Source organism: Bacillus sp. LLTC93 (assembly GCF_002993125.1).
GTDB lineage: Bacteria > Bacillota > Bacilli > Bacillales > Bacillaceae > Bacillus > Bacillus zhangzhouensis.
Map to the genome: position 1 here is coordinate 789,527 of NZ_PVME01000003.1, position 20,051 is coordinate 809,577.

The following is a 20,051-nucleotide window of genomic DNA, read 5'->3' on the forward strand; positions in this document are numbered from 1 at the left end:
CATTATACCATTAACTATCCTTTGCGGCATCGTCCAAAATGTGAAAAAACGTATAACGAATAGCTGGTGTATAGGCGGTCGAATCCTCATATGACCAATACCGCATGCGGCTGTCATACGTCTGTGCATTCACAAGAGGCATCCCGCCTTTATCATGGTCAACGACAATGGTTGTATGATTATACCTTCCATCACCCTCAAAATCGTAGCAAATGATATCACCAATTTGAAGCTCCTTCGCTTCTTTTAGCTTCTTTGCCCTTAAGCCCGCTTTAGAATTCGCTAAATAATTTTTCATCGAATGAGCCACCGTCCAGCTGTAGCTCCACGTATGTGGACGCACCCACCAGCCAGACCCGCGATTCGGATACCCTCTCGTTGGCGCATTCCCTGCTTTCAAGCATTGTGAAATAAAATTTGTACAGTTATCTTCAAAATTCTTGTAGGCTGGATTCCGTTTATTCCAGTACGTCTCCGCATATTGCACGGCTGCCCGCCGATCATAGTGAAAGGCTCTCCCGAATTGTTCCTCGTTCTGGAAGCGCTCATCCTCCTGCTCTTCCTTTTGCCGTTCCTCCTGCATCATGTGATCTTTGACAAGCATATCGTTATAAAGAAACGCTTCTCTTTTTTCAACCTGTTCCTCCAAATAAAAAGAATCGTCTACATCCTTACAAACATAAGTGAGATGAGCAAGATATTGCACATGCTGAGCTCCATCGTCCTGAATCGTTGAATCTAGAAGCTTTGCTTTTGCCTTTGCCTTCACAATCTCAACCTGTCTTCTAGCAAAAAGCTCCTTTTTTCGTTCTACTGCTTCCACATCAGACATGAGCTGCGGCTGTTTAATCGCACTGTCATTTAATAAATACGCCAGCCTGTCTTCTAACGTTTGCGCTAATAATTGTTTCACACAGACACCACCAAACTTTTTTTAAAATCTCTGTTTGGTACATTCTATGTTCATAGGGATGTTATTTAGTATTTAAAGGTGTCTGTAACAACTCAATCCCTTTGATGATCTCTTGTTTCGCTTCTTCATCACTTTCCCGCTCAAGGGCTTTTTCCAGCTCTGAAAGCTGCTGCTTGTCGCCAATTTTGCCAATGGCCCAAGCGGCCGTGCCTCGAATGACCGGCCTTGGATCCTTGTGCATCAATTCAATCAAAACTGGTAAGGCAGATGTGTCTTTAAAGTGAGCGAGTGCCAAAATTGCATTCCGCTGAATGGGCTTTTTCCCCCGCCATGATCCTGATACATGACCGTATTTTTCCTTAAACTCTCGATTGCTGATCGTAAGGAGCGGCTTTAAAAGTGGCTTTGCAATTTCAGGGTCCGGCTCCATTTCAGGATGCAGATGAAAGTCTTTCCCTTTATTGATCGGGCAGACGATTTGGCACGTATCACATCCATACAATCGGTTCCCTATTTTCGAACGAAATTCGTCAGGTAAAAACCCTTTTGTCTGAGTTAAAAACGAAATGCACCTTTGAGAATTCAGCTGTCCTGGATTCACAAGTGCACCTGTCGGACACGAATCCACACATTTATTGCACGTCCCGCACTGATCTTCAATTTTCTCATCCGGTTCAAATGGGACATTTGTGATCATTTCAGCTAAATACACATAAGAGCCGAACTCTGGTGTGATAATCATACAATTCTTTGCACTAAAACCAATACCAGCGCGTTCTGCTACAGCACGATCAGACAGTTCCCCTGTATCCACCATTGATTTTGTTCGTATATCGACATGTTTGCTTCGCAAAAATTCCTCGAGCATATCGAGCTTTTTTTTCAAAACAACATGATAATCCGTTCCCCATGAAGCCCTGCAGAAGATTCCCCTTCTCGCATCCTTTGTGCTTCGAGGAGCATCTTTCATTTTGGAAGGATACGCGAGCGCTATCGCAACAATTGATTTGGCCTTTGGAAGCAGCAAAGAAGGGTTTGTTCGTTTTTCAATATCAGGCTCTTCAAAGCCGGACAAATACCCTAACGATTCATGTAAGATCAGTCGGTCCTTTAATGAATCAAATGTATCAGCACTTGCAAATCGAATTTTATCGACACCAATTTCTTTCGCATATTGAATTAACTCTTCTTTTAATTCTCCAACATGAATCACCTTGCAAACCTCCTTCCTTTGTTTCTTCTGTTGTTTTCAGTATAATACGAGTGTATCATGACCGATTGGAGTGAGTCACTGTGAAGATACATATGGAAATTTATCATCCTCAAAACCCGTCTATCCATGTTGGACAGATTGAATATTCACATATTGAAGTCGGTAAATCACCTCAAATGTTAAAAGGTCGATTACGCCTGTTTCAAGAGTCTTTGTTTTTTGAATACGAAGATAAAGCCTTAGAAGAAGTACAAGCAATCAAAGTATGGACTGATCTTTTAGAAGACGTCCCTTTCCTTCCACTTCTTTCTGATATTCAAAAGGAACAATTTATTGACTCGACCAATTCCGTACAGGATTTGTCGATATTTTTCTCATTAAAATATTTCTTGCCCATCCTGACATTAGATGCCGATCGCCTAAAAGAACCACTTTCACTGGCAAAAAATGATGCTGGTCACATTGAATGGCAGGACGACGCAGGACTTAAGGGATTATTTTCTCAAGCAAGTAAAGCACAAATTTCTCAAGACACAAAAAACATTCTTCAAATCATCCTTTTCCCGCCATCTATTTCCCGGGAAAAGAGTGAAGCTCTTATACAATCCTTGACGAAGATGTTTATACAAATACATGGTGGAGAAAGCAAATATGAACTCATTGAAAAAGCACTGTAGCCTGACAGTGCTTTTTCACATTATACTGACATAATAAAAAACGCAACACTTCGTTTATCTAAGAAACGAAATACTGCGTTATTAACAAAAATTATGTATTGGAGCGGGTGATGAGAATCGAACTCACGACATCAGCTTGGAAGGCTGAGGTTTTACCACTAAACTACACCCGCATCAATCTTTTAAAGGCAACATCATTGCGTTGACTTTTATAATGTTACAACTTTCTTAACAATTCGTCAAGAGAATATGAAGATTTTTCGTCAAAAAACTTCATATTCTCCATATATATTACGATAGTTATTTGTCTAACTGGACAAAAAATAAGTACGCATGTGACATATTCTTCAACGCTTTCTCGGGGTTCTTCTCGATTGCTCCAAGCATAGGTGAAATCCCATCTTTCCCCATTGCAGCTGTATACGCAATTAGTGCTTTTTCTCCTGAAGCCACTTTGACAGATTCAGATTGTGCGGAAAAAACATAATCACCTACTTTGAATGGAAAGCTTGAAGTTGCTTTTGTCATCCCATCATTCTTCTTGTCTGACCAAATACTAAATTGTGATTCGTATATATCTTTCTGATGATTCAGTTGAAAGAGCATGTTCATCGTTTGATCGGTTCCATCCTGATGTAAGGTAAAGGTGGCAGAAGATGCTTCCTCATCAACTAATCGACCATTTTTATAATGACTCCCGATAAAAGTAATACTCTTATTCTTCTTCGTTAATCCCTTTAGGGTAAGAGCCACCATTTCATTAGTAGTTGTTGCATCTAGTAAGCTTTCTTCTTTCTTTGTCAGCTTCATTTTTTCGATTGTTACTTGATTCTTAGATACGGGTTCTGTTTCTTTTTTTAGATACCGTCTTCTCTGTCGTCGTTGTTTCTGCAGCCTTCTCGCCGCATCCCGCTAACAGAAAAACAGCAAATAAAAGAATACTCCATTTTTTAATCATTGATATCCCCTTTGATGTTTTTTATTCTTTATTATACTAAAATTTGGTTGATTATACAAAAAAAGATTAGGAGAATTCTCCTAATCTTTCGCTTTTTTCTGTTTCATTGCCGACAGCAATGCCACAATGAGAAAACTCGCCGCAAAAATCACAATCATATAAATAAAAAAGTTTGGCTTGATCTGAAAAGTAAACGCTGACGAACCTTCCATCTCAAAAGCGAGACTGTTAAATAATAATGCATCATTCGTTTTTGATTGAAATAAATGATAGAATAGTACACCAATTGTCAGCATCGGAAAGCCTAAGAATCCTAGAAAACCACCAACAATAGCACCTTGTTTCATTGCCTGAACGTTCATGATCGTTGTCCTCCCATTCCACCAAGCAATAACTGCTTCATAATGGACTTACCATCCCCCATAAACGGAAGAAGGTAGAGTAATTGAATAAAATACGTGATTGAAAAAATGAAGAAACCTGTCGAAATCGGGTTCTCTTTCAGAAATAACACGGTCACAATGATGCCTGCTGCCCCAATCACACCTGGTGCGAGTGGTCCAAGCAGCGTAATCCATACCTGCTTTTTCTGAAATGGATCTAATACAGGTCTCACAAACTTCACAGACATCATATCGCTCGCAAAAAACCCTTGAGGACCATCCCGTCCCGCAAACTTCCGATGTGCATATCCATGTGCTGCCTCATGCAAGGCGGTCCCGGTAATTAATCCGAAATAAATAATGGAAAAATAAATCGCAATGGCTGCAATCGATGGATCAGGAATGAATAAAAAGGCGATTCCTGCCATGACCATGAAAAGCACCCAGAAAAAGATGATTTTACGCGTCACCATGAGCAAGGCCGTCCCCAATATTTGAAGGAATGAGTGTCCTGTACAATCAAACCGTTCCTTCATCTTTACTTGATACTGCTTAAAAAATTGACAGCAGGCTGTGACAATCGGATATGGTGATTGATAATGAATAGACAGCAAATGATGCTGATTCAACCCCATCATCAGTTGATAAAAATCACGAGCAATCACAGACTCATCGACCTGAAACAAATCGGCGAGCTCTGCCGTAATACTCGCTTCTGTCCTCTTGCCGTCAACTTTCGTTAACATATGATATGCACTTTCATTAATCGGGAGAGTGCTTCCATACTGCGTATCAGTCAGATGCCTCTTTTGTAAGGTCACATACGGCGCAAGAGCCGGTACCCGCTCGATCTTTAGCTTACTGTTAAGAAGTTGAATCATGTGAATACCTCCATGAAAAACCTTTGTATATGGCAAAGATGAGCAGACCTTCAAATCCTGCCACAAGCAGCCACTGAAGCGTTTGACTCGACTCCCCTATGACATAATTTCCAATAAACACAATCGGAATCATGATTAAAATAAGTGCTCCAAATGAAAAAATGCCCGTGTATGGATTATTTCGATCAAGGGGCAGTAAAATACCCACCACATAAAAGAGAGCCGTTGCATTACAGAGAGCAGCAGCTCCAATCAAAAGGATCCAGATCTGATCAGGAAGCGTCCATGTTGCAATCATGAATAAAGCAATTTGCAGCACGCCAACGAGTAGAAGTCCAATAAACTTATACAGAGCCACTTCCCACGACCTTAGGCCAAATGTTTTATACATCCCTAGCATACGTTTATCATTGCCAAATGAATTAAAGGCTGTTAATCCAGCAAGAGCACATAGAACAAAAAACGCTTCTCCTTCAAAGCGGAAGGCAAACTGATAACGGACGAATAAGATCACAATGAGAAGAATGAGAAAGTTTAAAATGTTTTCTTCATTTCGCACCTGTGATTTGATTTCCTTTACAATAAGTGACCACTTTTTTGAAGCAGAGAATGGCAGTTTGTTTAAAAAAGTTAACGCTTTTTTCTCAGCCATAATCGGCATCAGGGCGAGAGAAATAAATGCGCCGCCCGCAGATAAGAGGATCAATAGGATCAAAATCGCATAATTCACCCCATCTGGAGACATCCCTTGTGCCGCTAGGAATAACGGTGCTGTAAAATACATCAAATGATAATCAAACTGTACATATGATTGCTGTATTTGGCTGATGTCAAAATGCGTCATTCCATACGCCACAACCAGTGCCAATAAAACAAATATCGCTGCAAATTTTTGCAACGGTAATTTTAATTTCAGAACGAGCAAATAGGTGATGTTATAAATGAATTGCAGCAGCATTAGGACAAATAGCGATTGCAAAAGCACCATCAAAAAGAAAGTGAGGATAAAGAAAATACCGATTCCTTGGGCAATAAAATTAGGTAAAAGCAAGATGCCGATAAAAAATAACACAAGCCCTGTCACTACTGTCACCATCGGAATGAAGTATCCAAGACTTTTCTGAAAGGTAGAGAGCGGGAACCAGCTGAGCTGCATAGAAAACCGGTCTTGCTCAGGCGTTCTGACCTTGATCAGAACAAATAACAAGCTTGTAAAAATAGATGCATTGATCGCCATCGACACAACCAATAATCCAAGTGAACGTTCATCCCCATTTAAGAAAGCCTTCATAAAGACACCAGTAAAACTGTATCCAATGATGGCCCCCATTGTGACTGCAAACAAAAAGAATAAGACCACAATGATTCGCTTCGTTTGAGTATCAAAGAGCTTATACATCTCCTGCTGCCACATTTTTAGCATCATTTTAGAAATGATTAATGATTTCATCAAAATGTGCACCCCTATCACTTAACATTGAAGCTTTCAGAAACACCTGTTCCAGTGTGCTTGATTGATACTTCTCCTTTAAGGCTGAGACCGTTCCTTCATCCATTTTATTTCCCTTAGAAATAATGGCGATTTTGTGGCACAGCTCTTCCGCTGAAAGCATATCATGCGTTGAAAGCAAGATTGCACCATGGTTCTCGGCATAACGCTTCATCAGTTTCTTTGTGTTTATAACCGCTTCAATATCAAGTCCTCTAAAGGGCTCATCCATGATCACCAATTGACTATCAAGCATAAAGGCGGCAATCAGCTGTGTCTTTTTTTTCATACCATGTGAATAGGTTTCGATCGGTCTTGATAAAGCCGAGTCCATATCAAACAGTTCAATTAGTTGATTTCTTCTATGAATTGTTTTACATTCATACATAGAAGAAACAAAATCTAAATATTCAGCACCAGTCAATGCTTCAGGGAGCAGCAGGTCATCTGGAATATAGGCTACTTGTTTTTTAAAGGATGGTTCATCATTAGTGACGTCCTGTAAGTGAATTGTTCCTTTTGTATGCTTAATGATGCCGAGTATACAGTTAATCATCGTTGTTTTACCAGATCCATTCGGTCCTGCAACAGCAACGATTTGATGAGGGGCAATTTTTAAATAAAAATCATTGACAGCAGTCACATTATTTTTATACGTCTTGGTTAAATTCTCGATCGTAAACATATAACCTCCAAGTGTCTGCATATTCTTTTAAAAACAGATCAGGCTAAACCGCCCGCCACAGACGGTTTAGCCCTGGTGTCATATCATAGAAGTAAAAAGATGAATCCTAAGTATAGCTACTTACATTCAATTTGGACTTTTAAGCCACTTTCCCACTGAACGGCTCCTGTAAAGCTACCCTTGCCGTTTGCTAAACACCAAACTGCTGCTCCTAGAACAACTGTTGCTCCCAATCCAAGAAGGACTGCAACAAATACTAAGAACCAAGCTTGGTCCATAATAGCAGGTTCCATAGTGGAATAGTCAACTTGCGGCGCTGCATAAGTCATACTTTTCACCTCCCAGCTTATGATGATCGTATCATAGGCGTCACACTCCAAACATCAACAGAAGATCCCATTTTTGACCGAACATACTTTCGGGTAAAATGTGACTTTTTATTCAATTATTTACTCCCAACTGCATGAACCCTCTCTTTTTCACTAGTTTTCACCACAACACAATGCCTAATAAACCCATATAATGGCAATTAAGCCAGCTTTTTTCTACTTTTTTTCAAATAGTTCATTTTTATCATCTCTTCTATATGTTCTTTCATTTTTGAGATATAGAAAGAATTCCCCCGATATATCAGATATAGAAGTCCCAATTATATGTCGTTAACAGATTAATTATGAAATATTTACTGATAATTCCGACAAAAGAGTGAGTACATTTTCCTTCTTCTCTTGTCACTTAAAATATGTATATACAAGAAATCGTATTGGGAAAAAAGCCCTTACCTGCTTCAGCAGGACACAACATATGACTCGCTTCCTTTCGATGAAAAAAGCACAGCAGCCTAGAAGTGACTACTATACTTTTTCTATATTTCTTATAAAATTGCGGTAGAGACTGTATCAGGAAAATAATTGTTCCCATTGATTTCACCAGCTGTCAATGTATTTTTCCGCATCCGCTCGGACTAATCACCGTCCCAAATTCACCAGGAACAATGGTGAGCCTCATGTCTTCAAGCACTTGAATGGTTTGTTTGTCTGTCAAAAAAAACTGATCCACAATATCAATTGAAATTGTCATTGAAACCTCACTACCTCTTGTCATCAGACATATACATCAAAAAAGCACTTATCCCAAAAAAGTTATTTCGACCTTGTATGCTTTTCATCAATTCGATCGTAAATCGCTTCTATTCGTTCTTGATTGCTGTAAATCTCATATTTGTTCCGTTCAATCAATATGTCTAGTGTGAGATCCATATGTTTTCTGTATTTTTTTCGTTTTTTCTTTTTTTCCACGCTCATCACCCTTTCTCATTGAAATAAAAAAAGGCCCTTCACTCATGCTTGAGTGATAGAGCCTTCGGTTGACCGATCAGCCATTCTTGTTGGTGTTTTCAGTATGCTCATGTTAATACACACTATTCCGACCTGTCAACTATATTTATTGTTTTTTCAGATTTATCTAAAAAATGATTGACCAAGCACGAAACAAGATTTATAGTCTTATTAAATATTTCTTATCAAAGTAGTTGGTTTTATCTAACAAAAGGAGGATATACACATGTCAGAAGAACTTCAATTTCGTTTAGAAACAAAAGCCATTCACGCAGGTCAGGAACTTGATTCAGCGACCTATTCAAGAGCCGTACCTATTTATCAAACAAGCTCTTTCGGTTTTAGAGATAGTGAGCATGCGGCGAATTTATTCGGACTTCAGGAACCTGGAAATATTTATTCACGTATTATGAACCCCACCAATGACGTGTTTGAAAAAAGGATTGCTGAGCTTGAAGGTGGAATTGGTGCACTTGCTGTCTCCTCTGGACAAGCAGCCACCACTTACTCTATTTTAAACATTGCAGGAGCTGGTGACGAAATCGTATCTTCCAGCAGCCTTTATGGAGGCACCTACAATCTGTTTGCTCATACGCTTAAAAAGCTCGGAATTACAGTGAAATTTGTCGATTCATCCAACCTTGAAGAACTTGAAGCAGCGATTACGGATAAAACAAAAGCAGTGTATGCAGAGAGCATCGGGAATCCAAAAGGCGACATTTTACATATTGAAGCCGTCTCAGCCATTGCACACAAACACCATATTCCACTTATTGTGGACAATACGCTCGCCAGCCCCTATTTATTAAGACCTATCGAGTTTGGTGCAGACATTGTCGTCCACTCAGCGACGAAATTCATTGGCGGACATGGCACATCAATTGGCGGTGTCATCGTTGATAGCGGCGGGTTTCCTTGGGCTGACAGTGATAAGTTCAAAGGGCTGACTGAACCAGATCCAAGTTATCACGGTCTCACATATACTGAAGCGATTGGAGAAGCGGCCTATATCACAAAAGCGCGTGTACAGCTCTTACGTGATTTAGGGGCAGCACTGTCACCTTTCAACTCATTTTTACTTCTTCAGGGCTTAGAAACATTGCATTTACGTCTTGAGCGGCATAGTGAAAATGCGTTAAAAACAGCGCAATTTTTACAAGATCACCCCCTTGTAGAGTGGGTAAGCTATCCAGGTCTTGAAAGCCATGAATCCTTTGAACTGGCTCAAACATATTTACCAAAAGGACAAGGCGCAATCCTCACATTTGGTATTAAAGGTGGGCGAGAAGCAGGTAAAAAGCTCATTGATTCCGTTCAGCTTTTCTCACATCTTGCAAACGTGGGCGATTCTAAGTCACTGATTATTCATCCTGCCAGCACAACGCATCAACAATTAAGTGAAGCTGAACAAAAAGCGACAGGCGTTACACCAGAACTCATTCGTTTATCTGTTGGAACAGAAGCGATTGAAGATATTCTGGCAGATCTTGAGCAGGCGATTGCAAAAAGCCAGTCTTAATGAAATAGAAAAAAGCACACGACTGTGTGCTTTTTCTGTTTATTTAATGGTTGAGTAATCGAATATCTTGGAAAGGATAAAATACAAATGATGTTGTCCCTTGAATATCACTCTTTGTAAAAAGACCTAAACCGTTGCGGCTGTCCATTGAATTTTGGCGATTGTCACCCATGACAAAGTACTTTCCTTTTGGGACTGTAAGAGGACCAAAATCAGGTGTCAGCAAAGTGCCATCTGAGGCTGCTTGCTTTTTGTTTGATTCTAAATAAGGCTCCGCCACTTTTTTTCCATTTACATACAGCTGGTCATTTTTCATTTCGATTTTATCACCAGGTAAACCAATCAGTCGTTTCACGTAGTGAGTGCTGCGGTCTTCCCCATCAAGGACAATGATCTGTCCTCGTTTATAATCACCGAAATAATCGACGGTTTTATTCACAAAAACCCGCTCTGTATCATGCAATGTCGGATACATAGAAGACCCTTTGACAATGTACGGTGCGAATAAAAAGTTACGAATGATGAAAACAGCAATGAATGCGATTAAGATGGCTTTGATCCAGCCCCATAACTCTGATTTCTTTTTTTGTGTTTTAGTATTTGTTATCATAAGCTCCTCCTGAAATCCCCTAGGACGAAATGAGTTTTTCACCAGCTATCTGCTGACGTCACGCTTGTTTCCCCCTAAATATAAACATATTTTGCCAACAAATCAAGCAGTGAGAGAGAAAAAGGCAAGCACCTTTCTGTGCTTGCCCAAAACTCAGTTACTTAGCAGAAGAATCCGCTTCGTTCTCTTTGTTTGATTTACCATAGAAATAATCAGATGGATTCACTGGTTTAAAATCAGATAGTTTATGGAATCGAAGAAGATCCCTGTAGAGCACTTTATCTGAAAGGCTTAACTGATTATCAACACGGGCTTTAATCGCCTCTGTCTTTTTATTTTGTTTCACCACTTTACCCGTTTTCGTGTCGTAGACAGTGTTATCTACAAGGGTATATTTTGGTGTCACATAGTTTCCGTTACGGAATGCAACGGTTTGATCATGCTTTTTAGAAAATAGATCTGTCCCAAAATTCACGAACTCATTCGAATCAATACCTTGTAAGTGAAGAAGCGTTGGCATCACGTCTACTTCACCACCATACGTATGGTTCACGCCGCCCTGTTTACCAGGAACACGAATCATGAGCGGTACACGCTGGTTTTGTGCATTTTGATAAGGTGTAATTTCTTTTCCTTGGATTTCACTCATTGCACGGTTATGGTTCTCAGAAATACCGTTATGATCACCATATAATAGAATCACTGAGTCTTTATAAAGACCTGATTTTTTCAAGTCCTTAAAGAATTGCTCTAATGACTCATCCAAATATCTTGCTGTTTGGAAGTAATTATCCACGGTTTTATCGCCAGTTGTTGCCTTAGCGATTGTCGCATCTTTCTCATCTAGATTAAATGGATAGTGATTTGTCAGTGTCATTAAATGTGCATAAAATGGCTTTTTCATTGATTCTAACATTGGGATTGATTCTTTAAAGAACGGCTTATCCTTCAGACCCATATTCACAAGGTTTTCTTCATCCATGTTGTAATATGAAGCATCGAAGAATTGATCAATTCCCATATGCTTATAAATCGTGTCACGGTTCCAGAAAGACTTATAGTCCCCGTGAAGCACTGCACTTGTATAGCCTGCTTTTTGATCTAGAATCGCAGGAAGTGATTGGAAGGTGTTTTCACCCTTTGTCACAAACGCTGCACCCTCTGGCAAACCAAACATACTATTATCCATCATCAGCTCAGCATCAGATGTCTTCCCTTGGCCAGTCTGATGGAAGAAGTTATCGAAATACGTAAAGTCATCTTTTCCATGAGCCAGCTTGTTTAAAAATGGTGTTACTTCTTCTCCATTTAGTTTGTAGTCAATTAAGAACGACTGGAAGCTTTCTAAATGAATTTTAATGATGTTTTTACCTTTTGCTTTACCAAAATACTCTGCATTTGGCTTCGCATAGTGAGAAGCCGTATAGTTCACGACATCAGTTAAATCTTCACTGCTCGCATTTGCGACCTGCGTTGCGTTTTGTGCTGCTTGTACGCCGTCATAAATCGTATAGTTATAAACACCTAAGTATTTGACAACATACTTATGATCAAATGTTCTTGTTAATAGTTCTGGACGATCTTTTTCAGCTAAATGCAGGTTGACAAAGAACAGTCCAACACCTGCCGCCACAATAAGCAGTGCGAAAGTTTTTTTCATTTCGAATTTCTTCACTTCTGGTCTCCAAATGACAATAGCAATTAAGATGATAATATCAAGGAAGTATAATAGGTCATGCGGCTTAATGCTTGCTAACACACCGCCAGTCATACCTCCTCCAAGATTTCCTGCTTGTTTCATTGTGGAGAAAGTCAAAAAGTCATCAAAGAAACGATAATACGCTACATTGGCATATAAAAGTCCGGTCATAATAAAATCAATGACAATTAAAACAATGGCCGATTTACGCCCCTTGATAAAGAGAGCAAGTCCAAAAAACACGATGGCTGAACTAAATGGATTTAATAAGAGAAGACCCTCTTGAAAAGAACCTTTCACTCCTAAATTAAAGTCCATTTTGTAGGCTGTGTACGATTTTGCCCAAAATAAGAGAACAGCCAAAACAAAAAAGCTATATTTGTTCGCAAATATTTTTTTCATAAAACCTCTTCTTTCTTATTTTCGATCTGATATAAATGAAATCATAAAAAATTTACATTCATTTTGCAAATGTAAATCTTCTGCACCAAGCATTCCGATGCTCTGTCTCCGGCGGTTACGTGTGCTCCTTTAATATAACGAATGAGAAGCATCATAAGTTTCAAAAAAAATACGAGTAAATAAAAGGAAAAATATCCATTTACACTATATTTACTGACACTTCATGTTTCAGTGGATGATGAAGGTTTTGTAAATCACTCAGTACTACTTTACTTTTTTCATCTATTCGTGTCAAAGTAATTATAAAGAAAAGGAAGATTCACCTAGGCTTTTCGACTTATTCACCTAAATTTATACAACATTCGATCCCTTCAATTTGCTCTTTTATTGTGACTCATCCCCCAGAAATCCATGTATCCTCTCTACTCCTACAAACCTAAAAAACAGTTTCAAGCAAAAAAAGCTTGATTTCCCCTGCCAATGTGCGGTGTGATAAAGATATAATTCACAACACATAACTCAGGCTGGAGGACATCACATGAAGAATAATCAACAAATCAACGCATTTGAAAAAAGATTTTCAGCAGAAATAGTAGACATCATTGCTGTCACAGGACCTACTGGAGTAGGTGCAGGAAAAGCAGGAAAGGAATCTCTTTGGACCGCTTCCATTCCACTGATTGCATGGAAGGAAAAAGGCCACATCACAACCGAAAAGGTGAGACTCTGCTGGTTAACAGATGAAGAGGGATTACGGGAAAAACAGGCACAATTACATAAAGAATCAATCGTTACACTTCAGGTGCGAAAAGGTGCAGGTGAATTCATGCTGGTATCACTGATCGATACAGATACAGAGGAAAGAGAGCTTCAAGAAATACTAGAAGAAGCACAAAAACCTGTCTTTTATCACGATGACAAGCTGGGCACCTTTGAATTAGTGAAAGGACTAGACTTATTTGAAACGACAATCCAATGGGGCAATCAGGAATGCCTTCTCTACTTTAATCTCGAAGAAGACGAAGGTATAACCGACGCTATCCAAACTGCTAGACGACTCGTACAAGAGCAGACTAAATGGGATTCTTCTATTAAATCATTTGCGGCAAATAAACTGATTGAGCTAGCAAAAGACTGGCAGGAACAAGACGACTCAGATGAAAATCAAGAAGAGATCACACATGACCAATTTATCAATCGCATTTCGCTTGAAAGCCTGCAAGCTTATCCAAATGGAGAGTTTGAAGCCTATTATCATGACGGTGATTTATTTTGGGGACATGTCATCCTTATCACAGGAAATATAGGTGGCACATTTAAAGATGCACACATTGCAGGCTAAAAGATGGAGGGATAATCAATGGAGATAAAGGCTTTTCATGCATTAAATCAAGTTGGAAAAACACCAGTCATAGCCAAGATTGGGGGATTCCGTCCTGATCCATCTAGATACAGCTGGTTTGCCGGACATTTTTCCATCCATCCTGATAAAGGCTGGCCGACAGATCAAGATGGCGCCATGATCCCAATTTTACAAATTTATTTACCCGAAGTCCCAAGGGGAATGCACGGATTCGATGAATGTAAGATGATTCAAATTTTCCTCAACCAGAAAGCACTTCCGATTGATATCACCACAAACGGCGAAGGCTGGAAACTCATTGAATATTCGTCTATGGAAGGATTAGAAGTAGTTGAGACTCCAGAAGAAGTGAAAGGGCTCAAACCCTTTCAAATCCAGTGGAACGAAAGAGAGCAAGAGGACTTTCCATGCTGGGAAGAAGCATGGTCATATGTCGATTTATCAGAAGTCAATGAGAGTGAAGAAGCGTCAGATCACTTCTTTAAACAATACACAAATTACTCGTTCACAAAAATCGGCGGATATGGGGCTTATATTCAATCTCCCCCCCCATCAAAAGCCAGGCGAATTTATGCTACAAATCGCCTCAGAAGAAAAACCTCGTTTCATGATTGGTGATAATGGCACCATGTATTTCTATTACGACAAAGAAACGAAAGAATGGCTTATGCACTGGGATTGTTTTTAGATGTCTTTTCAATGAAACCTTTTTTCTTTTCAAGCGTAACGAATCATATGAAAGGAGGAGGTCATGTGGGATTCATTTTAGATATCTTTACCATTGCTCTGTACATTCCTTTTCTACAGGTAGATGAAGAAGATATCTCAAGAAACGCAGCACATCTGAAAAAATATAGCTGGTTTCAAACGTTATTAAACGATCAAACTTGCAGAGAGCTCATCATTTATGACCAAGATGTTCGCCGTGTCATTGGCCGGTTTAAAACGGATAAACTCCATCATAAGCGTTACAACATAAGATGCGAACGTAAATTACTGCAAGCATTACGCCATGCCATGTAAATATACAAAAAGAGCCGCACTTGAATGTAGCTCTTTTCGTATAAATTTAATAAATCCTTTTGAAGAAAACAATTGACGCTTGGACAACTCTCCCCGTATATTATGTATAAATCCATCTTTTTCATAGAAAAGGGGGCCCCACATGCGCTTGTTTAAGAACTGGAGAAAAAAGCAGCCCAAACAGCCGATCACTTCAGAAACGCAAGAAGACAGTATCCCAATTAACTTTTCCACCCTTCCCTTTGGTACAGACACAGTAGATGATTTTTTGTTCAACTTAGACCTGACATCCAAGCTCACAGATCCCTATAAAGAAATAGATACGAACAAATGAACCTAAACTTTCGTGAATCTTCATCCAATCTTGGATGATTTTTTTATACTCAATGAAAGGTGTAATCACATGAAAACATATTATATCGTCAGACACTGCCAAGCAGATGGACAATCCAAAGACGCGGCTTTAACACCGCAAGGCATCGCTCAATCACACACACTGGCACAGTTCTTTTCCAGCATACACCTCAATCAGATCATCTCAAGTCCTTATAACGAGCTATCCAAACTATCCAGCCTCTTGCCCATGTAAAACAACTTAAGATGAAAATCGATGACCGTCTTTCTGAACGTGTGTTAAGCAGCAAGCCCATGGACGATTGGTATGAGAAGCTAAAGCTCAGCTTTACGGATTTAAACATCACATATGAAGGCGGAGAATCCAGCCAAGAAGCCATGGACCGGATCGTAGAGGCTCTCTATGAACAAATACATTTTGAAGAAAATCATACCCTCTTCGTCACACATGGCAATATCATGAGCCTACTCCTCAAACACGCCGATTCAAACATTGGCTTCAATGAGTGGGAGAAGCTCAGCAATCCAGATGTCTATGTATTGAAATACTTTAACTCAGACCATTTAGAAATAGAACGAATATGGTATAACATATAAAAACGGCAGAATATCCATTCTGTCGTTTTCTCATCACAATACACCTATTGGCGATAATAAAAGGCCTTCACCCATTCATACGGTTTTTCAAGTTCCGCACACCATTTCATAAACCCGCTTGTCTCCGTTTGCTGAAATTCAATCCAGTCAGATAAAAGCTGAGCATAATAGACTGCTTGTTTTTGAAAATATGTACGTGTCCTTTCATCTTGTATCAGCATCATGACATCTTCAATGCCCTGAATTCGCTCTTGATCCATCTCAAATGTACTTAAATAAAGATCTTCATGTATATGATGAAACGAATACCACAAAGCGGATAGATAGGTTTCACAAATCTGAACAATCACACGCTGCTCCCCGCTGCCCCCAAGCTCTAGTGCCTTCAATAAATAAGGCAATGATTCTCCCTGAGGTACAAACAAACCTTGCCAGCGATATGGCCTTACATCCACTGGATCAACCTTCTTCCACTCCTCAAGAACCGGATTGATGAGTCCATTCACCAGCGGAAAAACGAGTAAATGATGATCATCCTCAAACTGTTCAATCCACTCAAACAACCACGTAACAAATACTCGCTGAGTTTCAAAATCGTTCTTTTTCATCTCTTCAATAAAGGAATGAAGGACTTTTAGCGCCTCTTTACGTAGCCCTTGTTCTTTTTTTACACAGTACTGTCTGAAATGAGGATAATGATTTGATCTCTCGTCTTGAATGATGACCCGTAATATAGTAGTAGTTTGCAATATCATAACGCCGTCCTTTTTACATTCAATTTGATCGTAAGACAAACCCTCCATGAAAAAAGGCTACTCTAAATCCATTCTTCTCCATGCTCCTGAATGAATTTAATGTCCTTTTGATAGTGTTCAAGATGTCCTTCAGCGATCATTTTCTGAAAAGCTATGTCCCCTTCATTTGCTTTTCTTTTCATGTATTTACATAATCCCTCTAAACGCAGTAACACCATATCCAAATAACTGTCTCCCATTTCCTCACCATAGGATTCAAAAAACAATTGAACCCTATATTTTATATGATCTGCATGTTCTAATGAATGATATTGAACCAACTTACCTGTCTCAGTGCGAATGAATCTACTGAGGGGAACACAAGTGTAAAGTGTATAGGCGATATCCCAAAGTCTTGGACCAGGACTCGCAACATCAAAATCAATGATTCCTACAGGTTTTCCATGATTGAAAATAATGTTGTACATGGCAAAATCATTATGGCACACCACCTCTATTTGGTTAGGTGTATTGTCCATTCGTTCCCAAACATCGGATATTGGAAAGTCACTTACGGCATCGTGGTAGAGTCTTAACATTTTCGCTATTTCTCTTAAGACATCATGAGAACACATATATTCTTTTATAGGATCATTGCCGGCCTCCCCTTCGATAAAAGAGAGTATCTCTCTCCCTTCATCATCAACACCTAAATATTTTGGAGCATAGCTGAAATTCTTTTTTTTCAAATGTTTCAATAATTTGTGTATGTTGCTATTGCCTGGTTTCAATTCTCGTCTAACCGTTTCTCCCGAACGATATACGTTTGAGACATTCCCGCCTTTCAGCAATTCTTCATTATTAAATTGATTTTTCATTAAAAATCCCCCTAAAGACGGGACACAATGCTGGTGTCAACTAGAGATGGAGATTTCCCTATACATACAAGCAGATATTCCAAAGGGTTCTGCTTAGCAAAGGGAATGTAATGGTCCATACCATGCATCCCTTGAATGATTTTAGACAGACAAGTAATTGAATACTTAAAACGAAGGAACATATAACTTTTCCTTTTGTAAATCATGTCAAGAGGATTAGACTCCGCTTTCTTTAGATTGTTCATTTTATATTATCAAATAGAATCGATCATCTAAAGGAGTTTCCAACACTTTTATTCTCTAGAGAGGGATACATATCTTCTGTTTATCTAAAACCTTAAAGAATGAATGCAATTCACTCTGACGATAAAAGTTCCAAAATCATGATGTTAACTGCTCCTTCGCAAACACTAATTCGAATTGAAAACACAAAAAAACGTTTCTCCACAATGGAGAAACGTTAGATTGACGGCAATTTCACATTCAATTACCGATGATAGATACCGGTGGCCGGGGTCGAACCGGCACTCCGTGAGGAACACGATTTTGAGTCGTGCGCGTCTGCCAATTCCGCCACACCGGCATGATCATTAAAGAGCGCAACTTATGATAAAAATCAATGGTGCCGAGGGCCGGACTTGAACCGGCACGGTAGTCACCTACCGCAGGATTTTAAGTCCTGTGTGTCTGCCAATTCCACCACCCCGGCAGTCTTTTCAAAAAAGGCGACACCCGGATTTGAACCGGGGATAAAGGTTTTGCAGACCTCTGCCTTACCACTTGGCTATGCCGCCATTATTGGAGCGGAAGACGGGATTCGAACCCGCGACCCCCACCTTGGCAAGGTGGTGTTCTACCACTGAACTACTTCCGCATATCAACTGGGCTAGCTGGATTCGAACCAACGCATGACGGAGTCAAAGTCCGTTGCCTTACCGCTTGGCTATAGCCCAATAATAAAATGGGGCGATTGATGGGAATCGAACCCACGAGTGCCAGAGCCACAATCTGGTGCGTTAACCACTTCGCCACAACCGCCATAAATGTTATGAATCTTATAATATAATTGGCAGGGGCAGTAGGAATCGAACCCACACCGGAGGTTTTGGAGACCTCTGTTCTACCTTTAAACTATGCCCCTATGAAAATAAAAATGGTGGAGGGGGGCGGATTCGAACCGCCGAACCCGGAGGGAGCGGATTTACAGTCCGCCGCGTTTAGCCACTTCGCTACCCCTCCACATATAGAAAAAAGAAAAAGCAGTGCCGGCAAGAGGACTTGAACCCCCAACCTACTGATTACAAGTCAGTTGCTCTACCAATTGAGCTACACCGGCAAATAGTGGTGGCTCGGGACGGAATCGAACCGCCGACACACGGATTTTCAGTCCGTTGCTCTACCAACTGAGCTACCGAGCCAAGTATTACTTTTTAAAAATGGCGGTCCGGACGGGACTCGAACCCGCGACCTCCTGCGTGACAGGCAGGCATTCTAACCAACTGAACTACCGGACCATTTTGGTTACACTCAATGAGTACTCCCTATTGGTGTATAAAATAATTTGGTTGCGGGGGCAGGATTTGAACCTGCGACCTTCGGGTTATGAGCCCGACGAGCTACCGAACTGCTCCACCCCGCGACGATATAAAAGATATGGTGGAGGATGACGGGCTCGAACCGCCGACCCTCTGCTTGTAAGGCAGATGCTCTCCCAGCTGAGCTAATCCTCCGAATAAAAATGCTGGTGTATATTCTATGAAAATGGTGACCCGTACGGGATTCGAACCCGTGTTACCGCCGTGAAAGGGCGGTGTCTTAACCGCTTGACCAACGGGCCCTTTATTATGTAAATTGTGGCGGAGAGCAAGGGATTCGAACCCTTGAGACGGGGTTACCGCCTACACGATTTCCAATCGTGCTCCTTCGGCCACTCGGACAGCTCTCCAAATTGGCTCCGCAGGTAGGATTCGAACCTACGACCGATCGGTTAACAGCCGATAGCTCTACCACTGAGCTACTGCGGAATGAAGAAAGCCTGGCGATGTCCTACTCTCACAGGGGGAAACCCCCAACTACCATCGGCGCTGAAGAGCTTAACTTCCGTGTTCGGTATGGGAACGGGTGTGACCTCTTCGCCATCATCACCAGACAATTTAGTGACAAAAGATATTATACTATGTATTGAAAATAAATCAAGAGATATTTTAAAAATGTTCTCTCAAAACTAGATAACAATGTTCATGCTTCACATTAGAATATAGGTTAAGTCCTCGATCTATTAGTATCTGTCAGCTCCACGTGTCACCACGCTTCCACCTCAGACCTATCAACCTGAT

21 protein-coding genes, 17 tRNA genes, 1 rRNA gene and 1 pseudogene are annotated in these 20,051 nt (G+C 40.2%); 7 read left to right on the forward strand and 33 right to left on the reverse strand.

Annotated features, from left to right (window positions below; genetic code table 11):
• Positions 1-10: 10 nt before the first annotated feature.
• A complete protein-coding gene (locus C6W18_RS13580) occupies positions 11-913 on the reverse strand; it encodes an amidase domain-containing protein (protein WP_034321693.1) in 903 nt (300 codons plus the stop codon).
• 61 nt (positions 914-974) lie between these two features.
• Complete coding sequence (queG, locus tag C6W18_RS13585) at positions 975-2,123, reverse strand: tRNA epoxyqueuosine(34) reductase QueG (protein ID WP_105927908.1); 1,149 nt, start codon at positions 2,121-2,123, stop codon at positions 975-977.
• An 83-nt stretch (positions 2,124-2,206) separates the two neighbouring features.
• Between queG and C6W18_RS13590 the strand changes: the two genes are divergently transcribed.
• Positions 2,207-2,803: a hypothetical protein gene (locus C6W18_RS13590; RefSeq protein ID WP_189318090.1), complete on the forward strand. Its 597-nt coding sequence runs from the start codon at positions 2,207-2,209 to the stop codon at positions 2,801-2,803.
• A 99-nt stretch (positions 2,804-2,902) separates the two neighbouring features.
• Here C6W18_RS13590 and C6W18_RS13595 read toward each other — a convergent pair.
• The 10 genes from C6W18_RS13595 to C6W18_RS13635 form a co-directional block, all read right to left on the reverse strand.
• Positions 2,903-2,976 (reverse strand) — tRNA-Gly (locus C6W18_RS13595).
• Between the two features lie 127 nt (positions 2,977-3,103).
• Positions 3,104-3,613, reverse strand: coding sequence for a hypothetical protein (locus C6W18_RS13600; protein ID WP_223251698.1), 510 nt, complete (start codon positions 3,611-3,613; stop codon positions 3,104-3,106).
• 22 nt (positions 3,614-3,635) lie between these two features.
• Positions 3,636-3,761, reverse strand: coding sequence for a hypothetical protein (locus C6W18_RS20485; protein WP_262982645.1), 126 nt, complete (start codon positions 3,759-3,761; stop codon positions 3,636-3,638).
• Positions 3,762-3,841: 80 nt separating this feature from the next.
• Entirely contained in the window at positions 3,842-4,123 is a 282-nt protein-coding gene (locus C6W18_RS13605) for a hypothetical protein (protein WP_099728238.1), read from the reverse strand.
• The gene (locus C6W18_RS13610; protein WP_105927880.1) at positions 4,120-5,025 is read right to left on the reverse strand and encodes a PqqD family protein; all 906 of its coding nucleotides are present in this window, start codon (positions 5,023-5,025) and stop codon (positions 4,120-4,122) included. Before C6W18_RS13610 ends, C6W18_RS13605 begins: the two co-directional genes overlap by 4 nt.
• Complete coding sequence (locus C6W18_RS13615; protein ID WP_105927881.1) at positions 5,009-6,475, reverse strand: hypothetical protein; 1,467 nt, start codon at positions 6,473-6,475, stop codon at positions 5,009-5,011. Before C6W18_RS13615 ends, C6W18_RS13610 begins: the two co-directional genes overlap by 17 nt.
• Positions 6,453-7,199 (reverse strand): ABC transporter ATP-binding protein, encoded by a 747-nt coding sequence (locus tag C6W18_RS13620; protein ID WP_105927882.1) that lies wholly within the window; start codon positions 7,197-7,199, stop codon positions 6,453-6,455. The genes C6W18_RS13615 and C6W18_RS13620 overlap by 23 nt, the downstream gene beginning before the upstream one ends.
• Before the next feature lie 116 nt (positions 7,200-7,315).
• Positions 7,316-7,528, reverse strand: coding sequence for a hypothetical protein (locus C6W18_RS13625; protein WP_003211695.1), 213 nt, complete (start codon positions 7,526-7,528; stop codon positions 7,316-7,318).
• Positions 7,529-8,135: 607 nt separating this feature from the next.
• On the reverse strand, positions 8,136-8,279 hold the full coding sequence (locus tag C6W18_RS13630; protein WP_223251699.1) for a hypothetical protein: 144 nt from the start codon (positions 8,277-8,279) through the stop codon (positions 8,136-8,138).
• Positions 8,280-8,341: 62 nt separating this feature from the next.
• Complete coding sequence (locus C6W18_RS13635; RefSeq protein ID WP_078061704.1) at positions 8,342-8,497, reverse strand: FbpB family small basic protein; 156 nt, start codon at positions 8,495-8,497, stop codon at positions 8,342-8,344.
• A 265-nt stretch (positions 8,498-8,762) separates the two neighbouring features.
• Between C6W18_RS13635 and C6W18_RS13640 the strand changes: the two genes are divergently transcribed.
• Positions 8,763-10,055 carry a homocysteine synthase gene (locus C6W18_RS13640; protein WP_105927883.1) on the forward strand — a complete coding sequence of 431 codons (1,293 nt, stop codon included), beginning with the start codon at positions 8,763-8,765 and terminating at the stop codon, positions 10,053-10,055.
• Positions 10,056-10,098: 43 nt separating this feature from the next.
• Here the strand turns inward: C6W18_RS13640 and lepB are convergent, their stop codons facing one another.
• Positions 10,099-10,665 (reverse strand): signal peptidase I, encoded by a 567-nt coding sequence (gene lepB / locus C6W18_RS13645; protein WP_105927884.1) that lies wholly within the window; start codon positions 10,663-10,665, stop codon positions 10,099-10,101.
• A 157-nt stretch (positions 10,666-10,822) separates the two neighbouring features.
• Positions 10,823-12,766 carry a lipoteichoic acid synthase gene (ltaS, locus tag C6W18_RS13650; RefSeq protein ID WP_105927885.1) on the reverse strand — a complete coding sequence of 648 codons (1,944 nt, stop codon included), beginning with the start codon at positions 12,764-12,766 and terminating at the stop codon, positions 10,823-10,825.
• 538 nt (positions 12,767-13,304) lie between these two features.
• Between ltaS and C6W18_RS13655 the strand changes: the two genes are divergently transcribed.
• The 5 genes and pseudogenes from C6W18_RS13655 to C6W18_RS13675 all read left to right on the forward strand — a co-directional run bounded on the left by C6W18_RS13655 (position 13,305) and on the right by C6W18_RS13675 (position 16,103).
• Positions 13,305-14,108: a DUF2262 domain-containing protein gene (locus tag C6W18_RS13655; protein WP_105927886.1), complete on the forward strand. Its 804-nt coding sequence runs from the start codon at positions 13,305-13,307 to the stop codon at positions 14,106-14,108.
• An 18-nt stretch (positions 14,109-14,126) separates the two neighbouring features.
• Complete coding sequence (locus tag C6W18_RS13660) at positions 14,127-14,747, forward strand: DUF1963 domain-containing protein (RefSeq protein WP_223251700.1); 621 nt, start codon at positions 14,127-14,129, stop codon at positions 14,745-14,747.
• A gap of 135 nt (positions 14,748-14,882) precedes the next feature.
• Positions 14,883-15,152, forward strand: coding sequence for a hypothetical protein (locus tag C6W18_RS13665; protein ID WP_105927910.1), 270 nt, complete (start codon positions 14,883-14,885; stop codon positions 15,150-15,152).
• Between the two features lie 142 nt (positions 15,153-15,294).
• Complete coding sequence (locus C6W18_RS13670; protein ID WP_034321732.1) at positions 15,295-15,486, forward strand: hypothetical protein; 192 nt, start codon at positions 15,295-15,297, stop codon at positions 15,484-15,486.
• A gap of 69 nt (positions 15,487-15,555) precedes the next feature.
• Positions 15,556-16,103: pseudogene (locus C6W18_RS13675) on the forward strand (histidine phosphatase family protein).
• 44 nt (positions 16,104-16,147) lie between these two features.
• On the opposite strand, the gene C6W18_RS13680 reads toward C6W18_RS13675, so the two are convergent.
• From C6W18_RS13680 to rrf, 19 genes are all read right to left on the reverse strand, one after another.
• Complete coding sequence (locus tag C6W18_RS13680; protein ID WP_105927911.1) at positions 16,148-16,852, reverse strand: hypothetical protein; 705 nt, start codon at positions 16,850-16,852, stop codon at positions 16,148-16,150.
• A 68-nt stretch (positions 16,853-16,920) separates the two neighbouring features.
• Positions 16,921-17,715, reverse strand: a complete 795-nt coding sequence (locus C6W18_RS13685; protein ID WP_105927887.1) for a phosphotransferase — start codon at positions 17,713-17,715, stop codon at positions 16,921-16,923.
• 501 nt (positions 17,716-18,216) lie between these two features.
• Positions 18,217-18,298, reverse strand: a tRNA-Leu gene (locus tag C6W18_RS13690).
• 37 nt (positions 18,299-18,335) lie between these two features.
• A tRNA-Leu gene (locus C6W18_RS13695) sits at positions 18,336-18,424 on the reverse strand.
• Positions 18,425-18,438: 14 nt separating this feature from the next.
• Positions 18,439-18,509: transfer RNA gene (locus C6W18_RS13700), tRNA-Cys, on the reverse strand.
• A gap of 5 nt (positions 18,510-18,514) precedes the next feature.
• A tRNA-Gly gene (locus tag C6W18_RS13705) sits at positions 18,515-18,589 on the reverse strand.
• A gap of 7 nt (positions 18,590-18,596) precedes the next feature.
• Positions 18,597-18,668 (reverse strand) — tRNA-Gln (locus tag C6W18_RS13710).
• A gap of 9 nt (positions 18,669-18,677) precedes the next feature.
• Positions 18,678-18,753, reverse strand: a tRNA-His gene (locus tag C6W18_RS13715).
• Between the two features lie 29 nt (positions 18,754-18,782).
• Positions 18,783-18,856: transfer RNA gene (locus C6W18_RS13720), tRNA-Trp, on the reverse strand.
• 13 nt (positions 18,857-18,869) lie between these two features.
• Positions 18,870-18,954: transfer RNA gene (locus tag C6W18_RS13725), tRNA-Tyr, on the reverse strand.
• A 24-nt stretch (positions 18,955-18,978) separates the two neighbouring features.
• Positions 18,979-19,051: transfer RNA gene (locus C6W18_RS13730), tRNA-Thr, on the reverse strand.
• 6 nt (positions 19,052-19,057) lie between these two features.
• A tRNA-Phe gene (locus tag C6W18_RS13735) sits at positions 19,058-19,133 on the reverse strand.
• Positions 19,134-19,152: 19 nt separating this feature from the next.
• Positions 19,153-19,229 (reverse strand) — tRNA-Asp (locus tag C6W18_RS13740).
• A gap of 48 nt (positions 19,230-19,277) precedes the next feature.
• Positions 19,278-19,354: transfer RNA gene (locus C6W18_RS13745), tRNA-Met, on the reverse strand.
• A 15-nt stretch (positions 19,355-19,369) separates the two neighbouring features.
• Positions 19,370-19,445 (reverse strand) — tRNA-Val (locus tag C6W18_RS13750).
• Positions 19,446-19,477: 32 nt separating this feature from the next.
• Positions 19,478-19,552 (reverse strand) — tRNA-Glu (locus C6W18_RS13755).
• Positions 19,553-19,569: 17 nt separating this feature from the next.
• Positions 19,570-19,660 (reverse strand) — tRNA-Ser (locus tag C6W18_RS13760).
• A 4-nt stretch (positions 19,661-19,664) separates the two neighbouring features.
• Positions 19,665-19,739 (reverse strand) — tRNA-Asn (locus tag C6W18_RS13765).
• A 9-nt stretch (positions 19,740-19,748) separates the two neighbouring features.
• Positions 19,749-19,864, reverse strand: a 5S ribosomal RNA gene (gene rrf / locus C6W18_RS13770).
• Positions 19,865-20,051 lie beyond the last annotated feature (187 nt).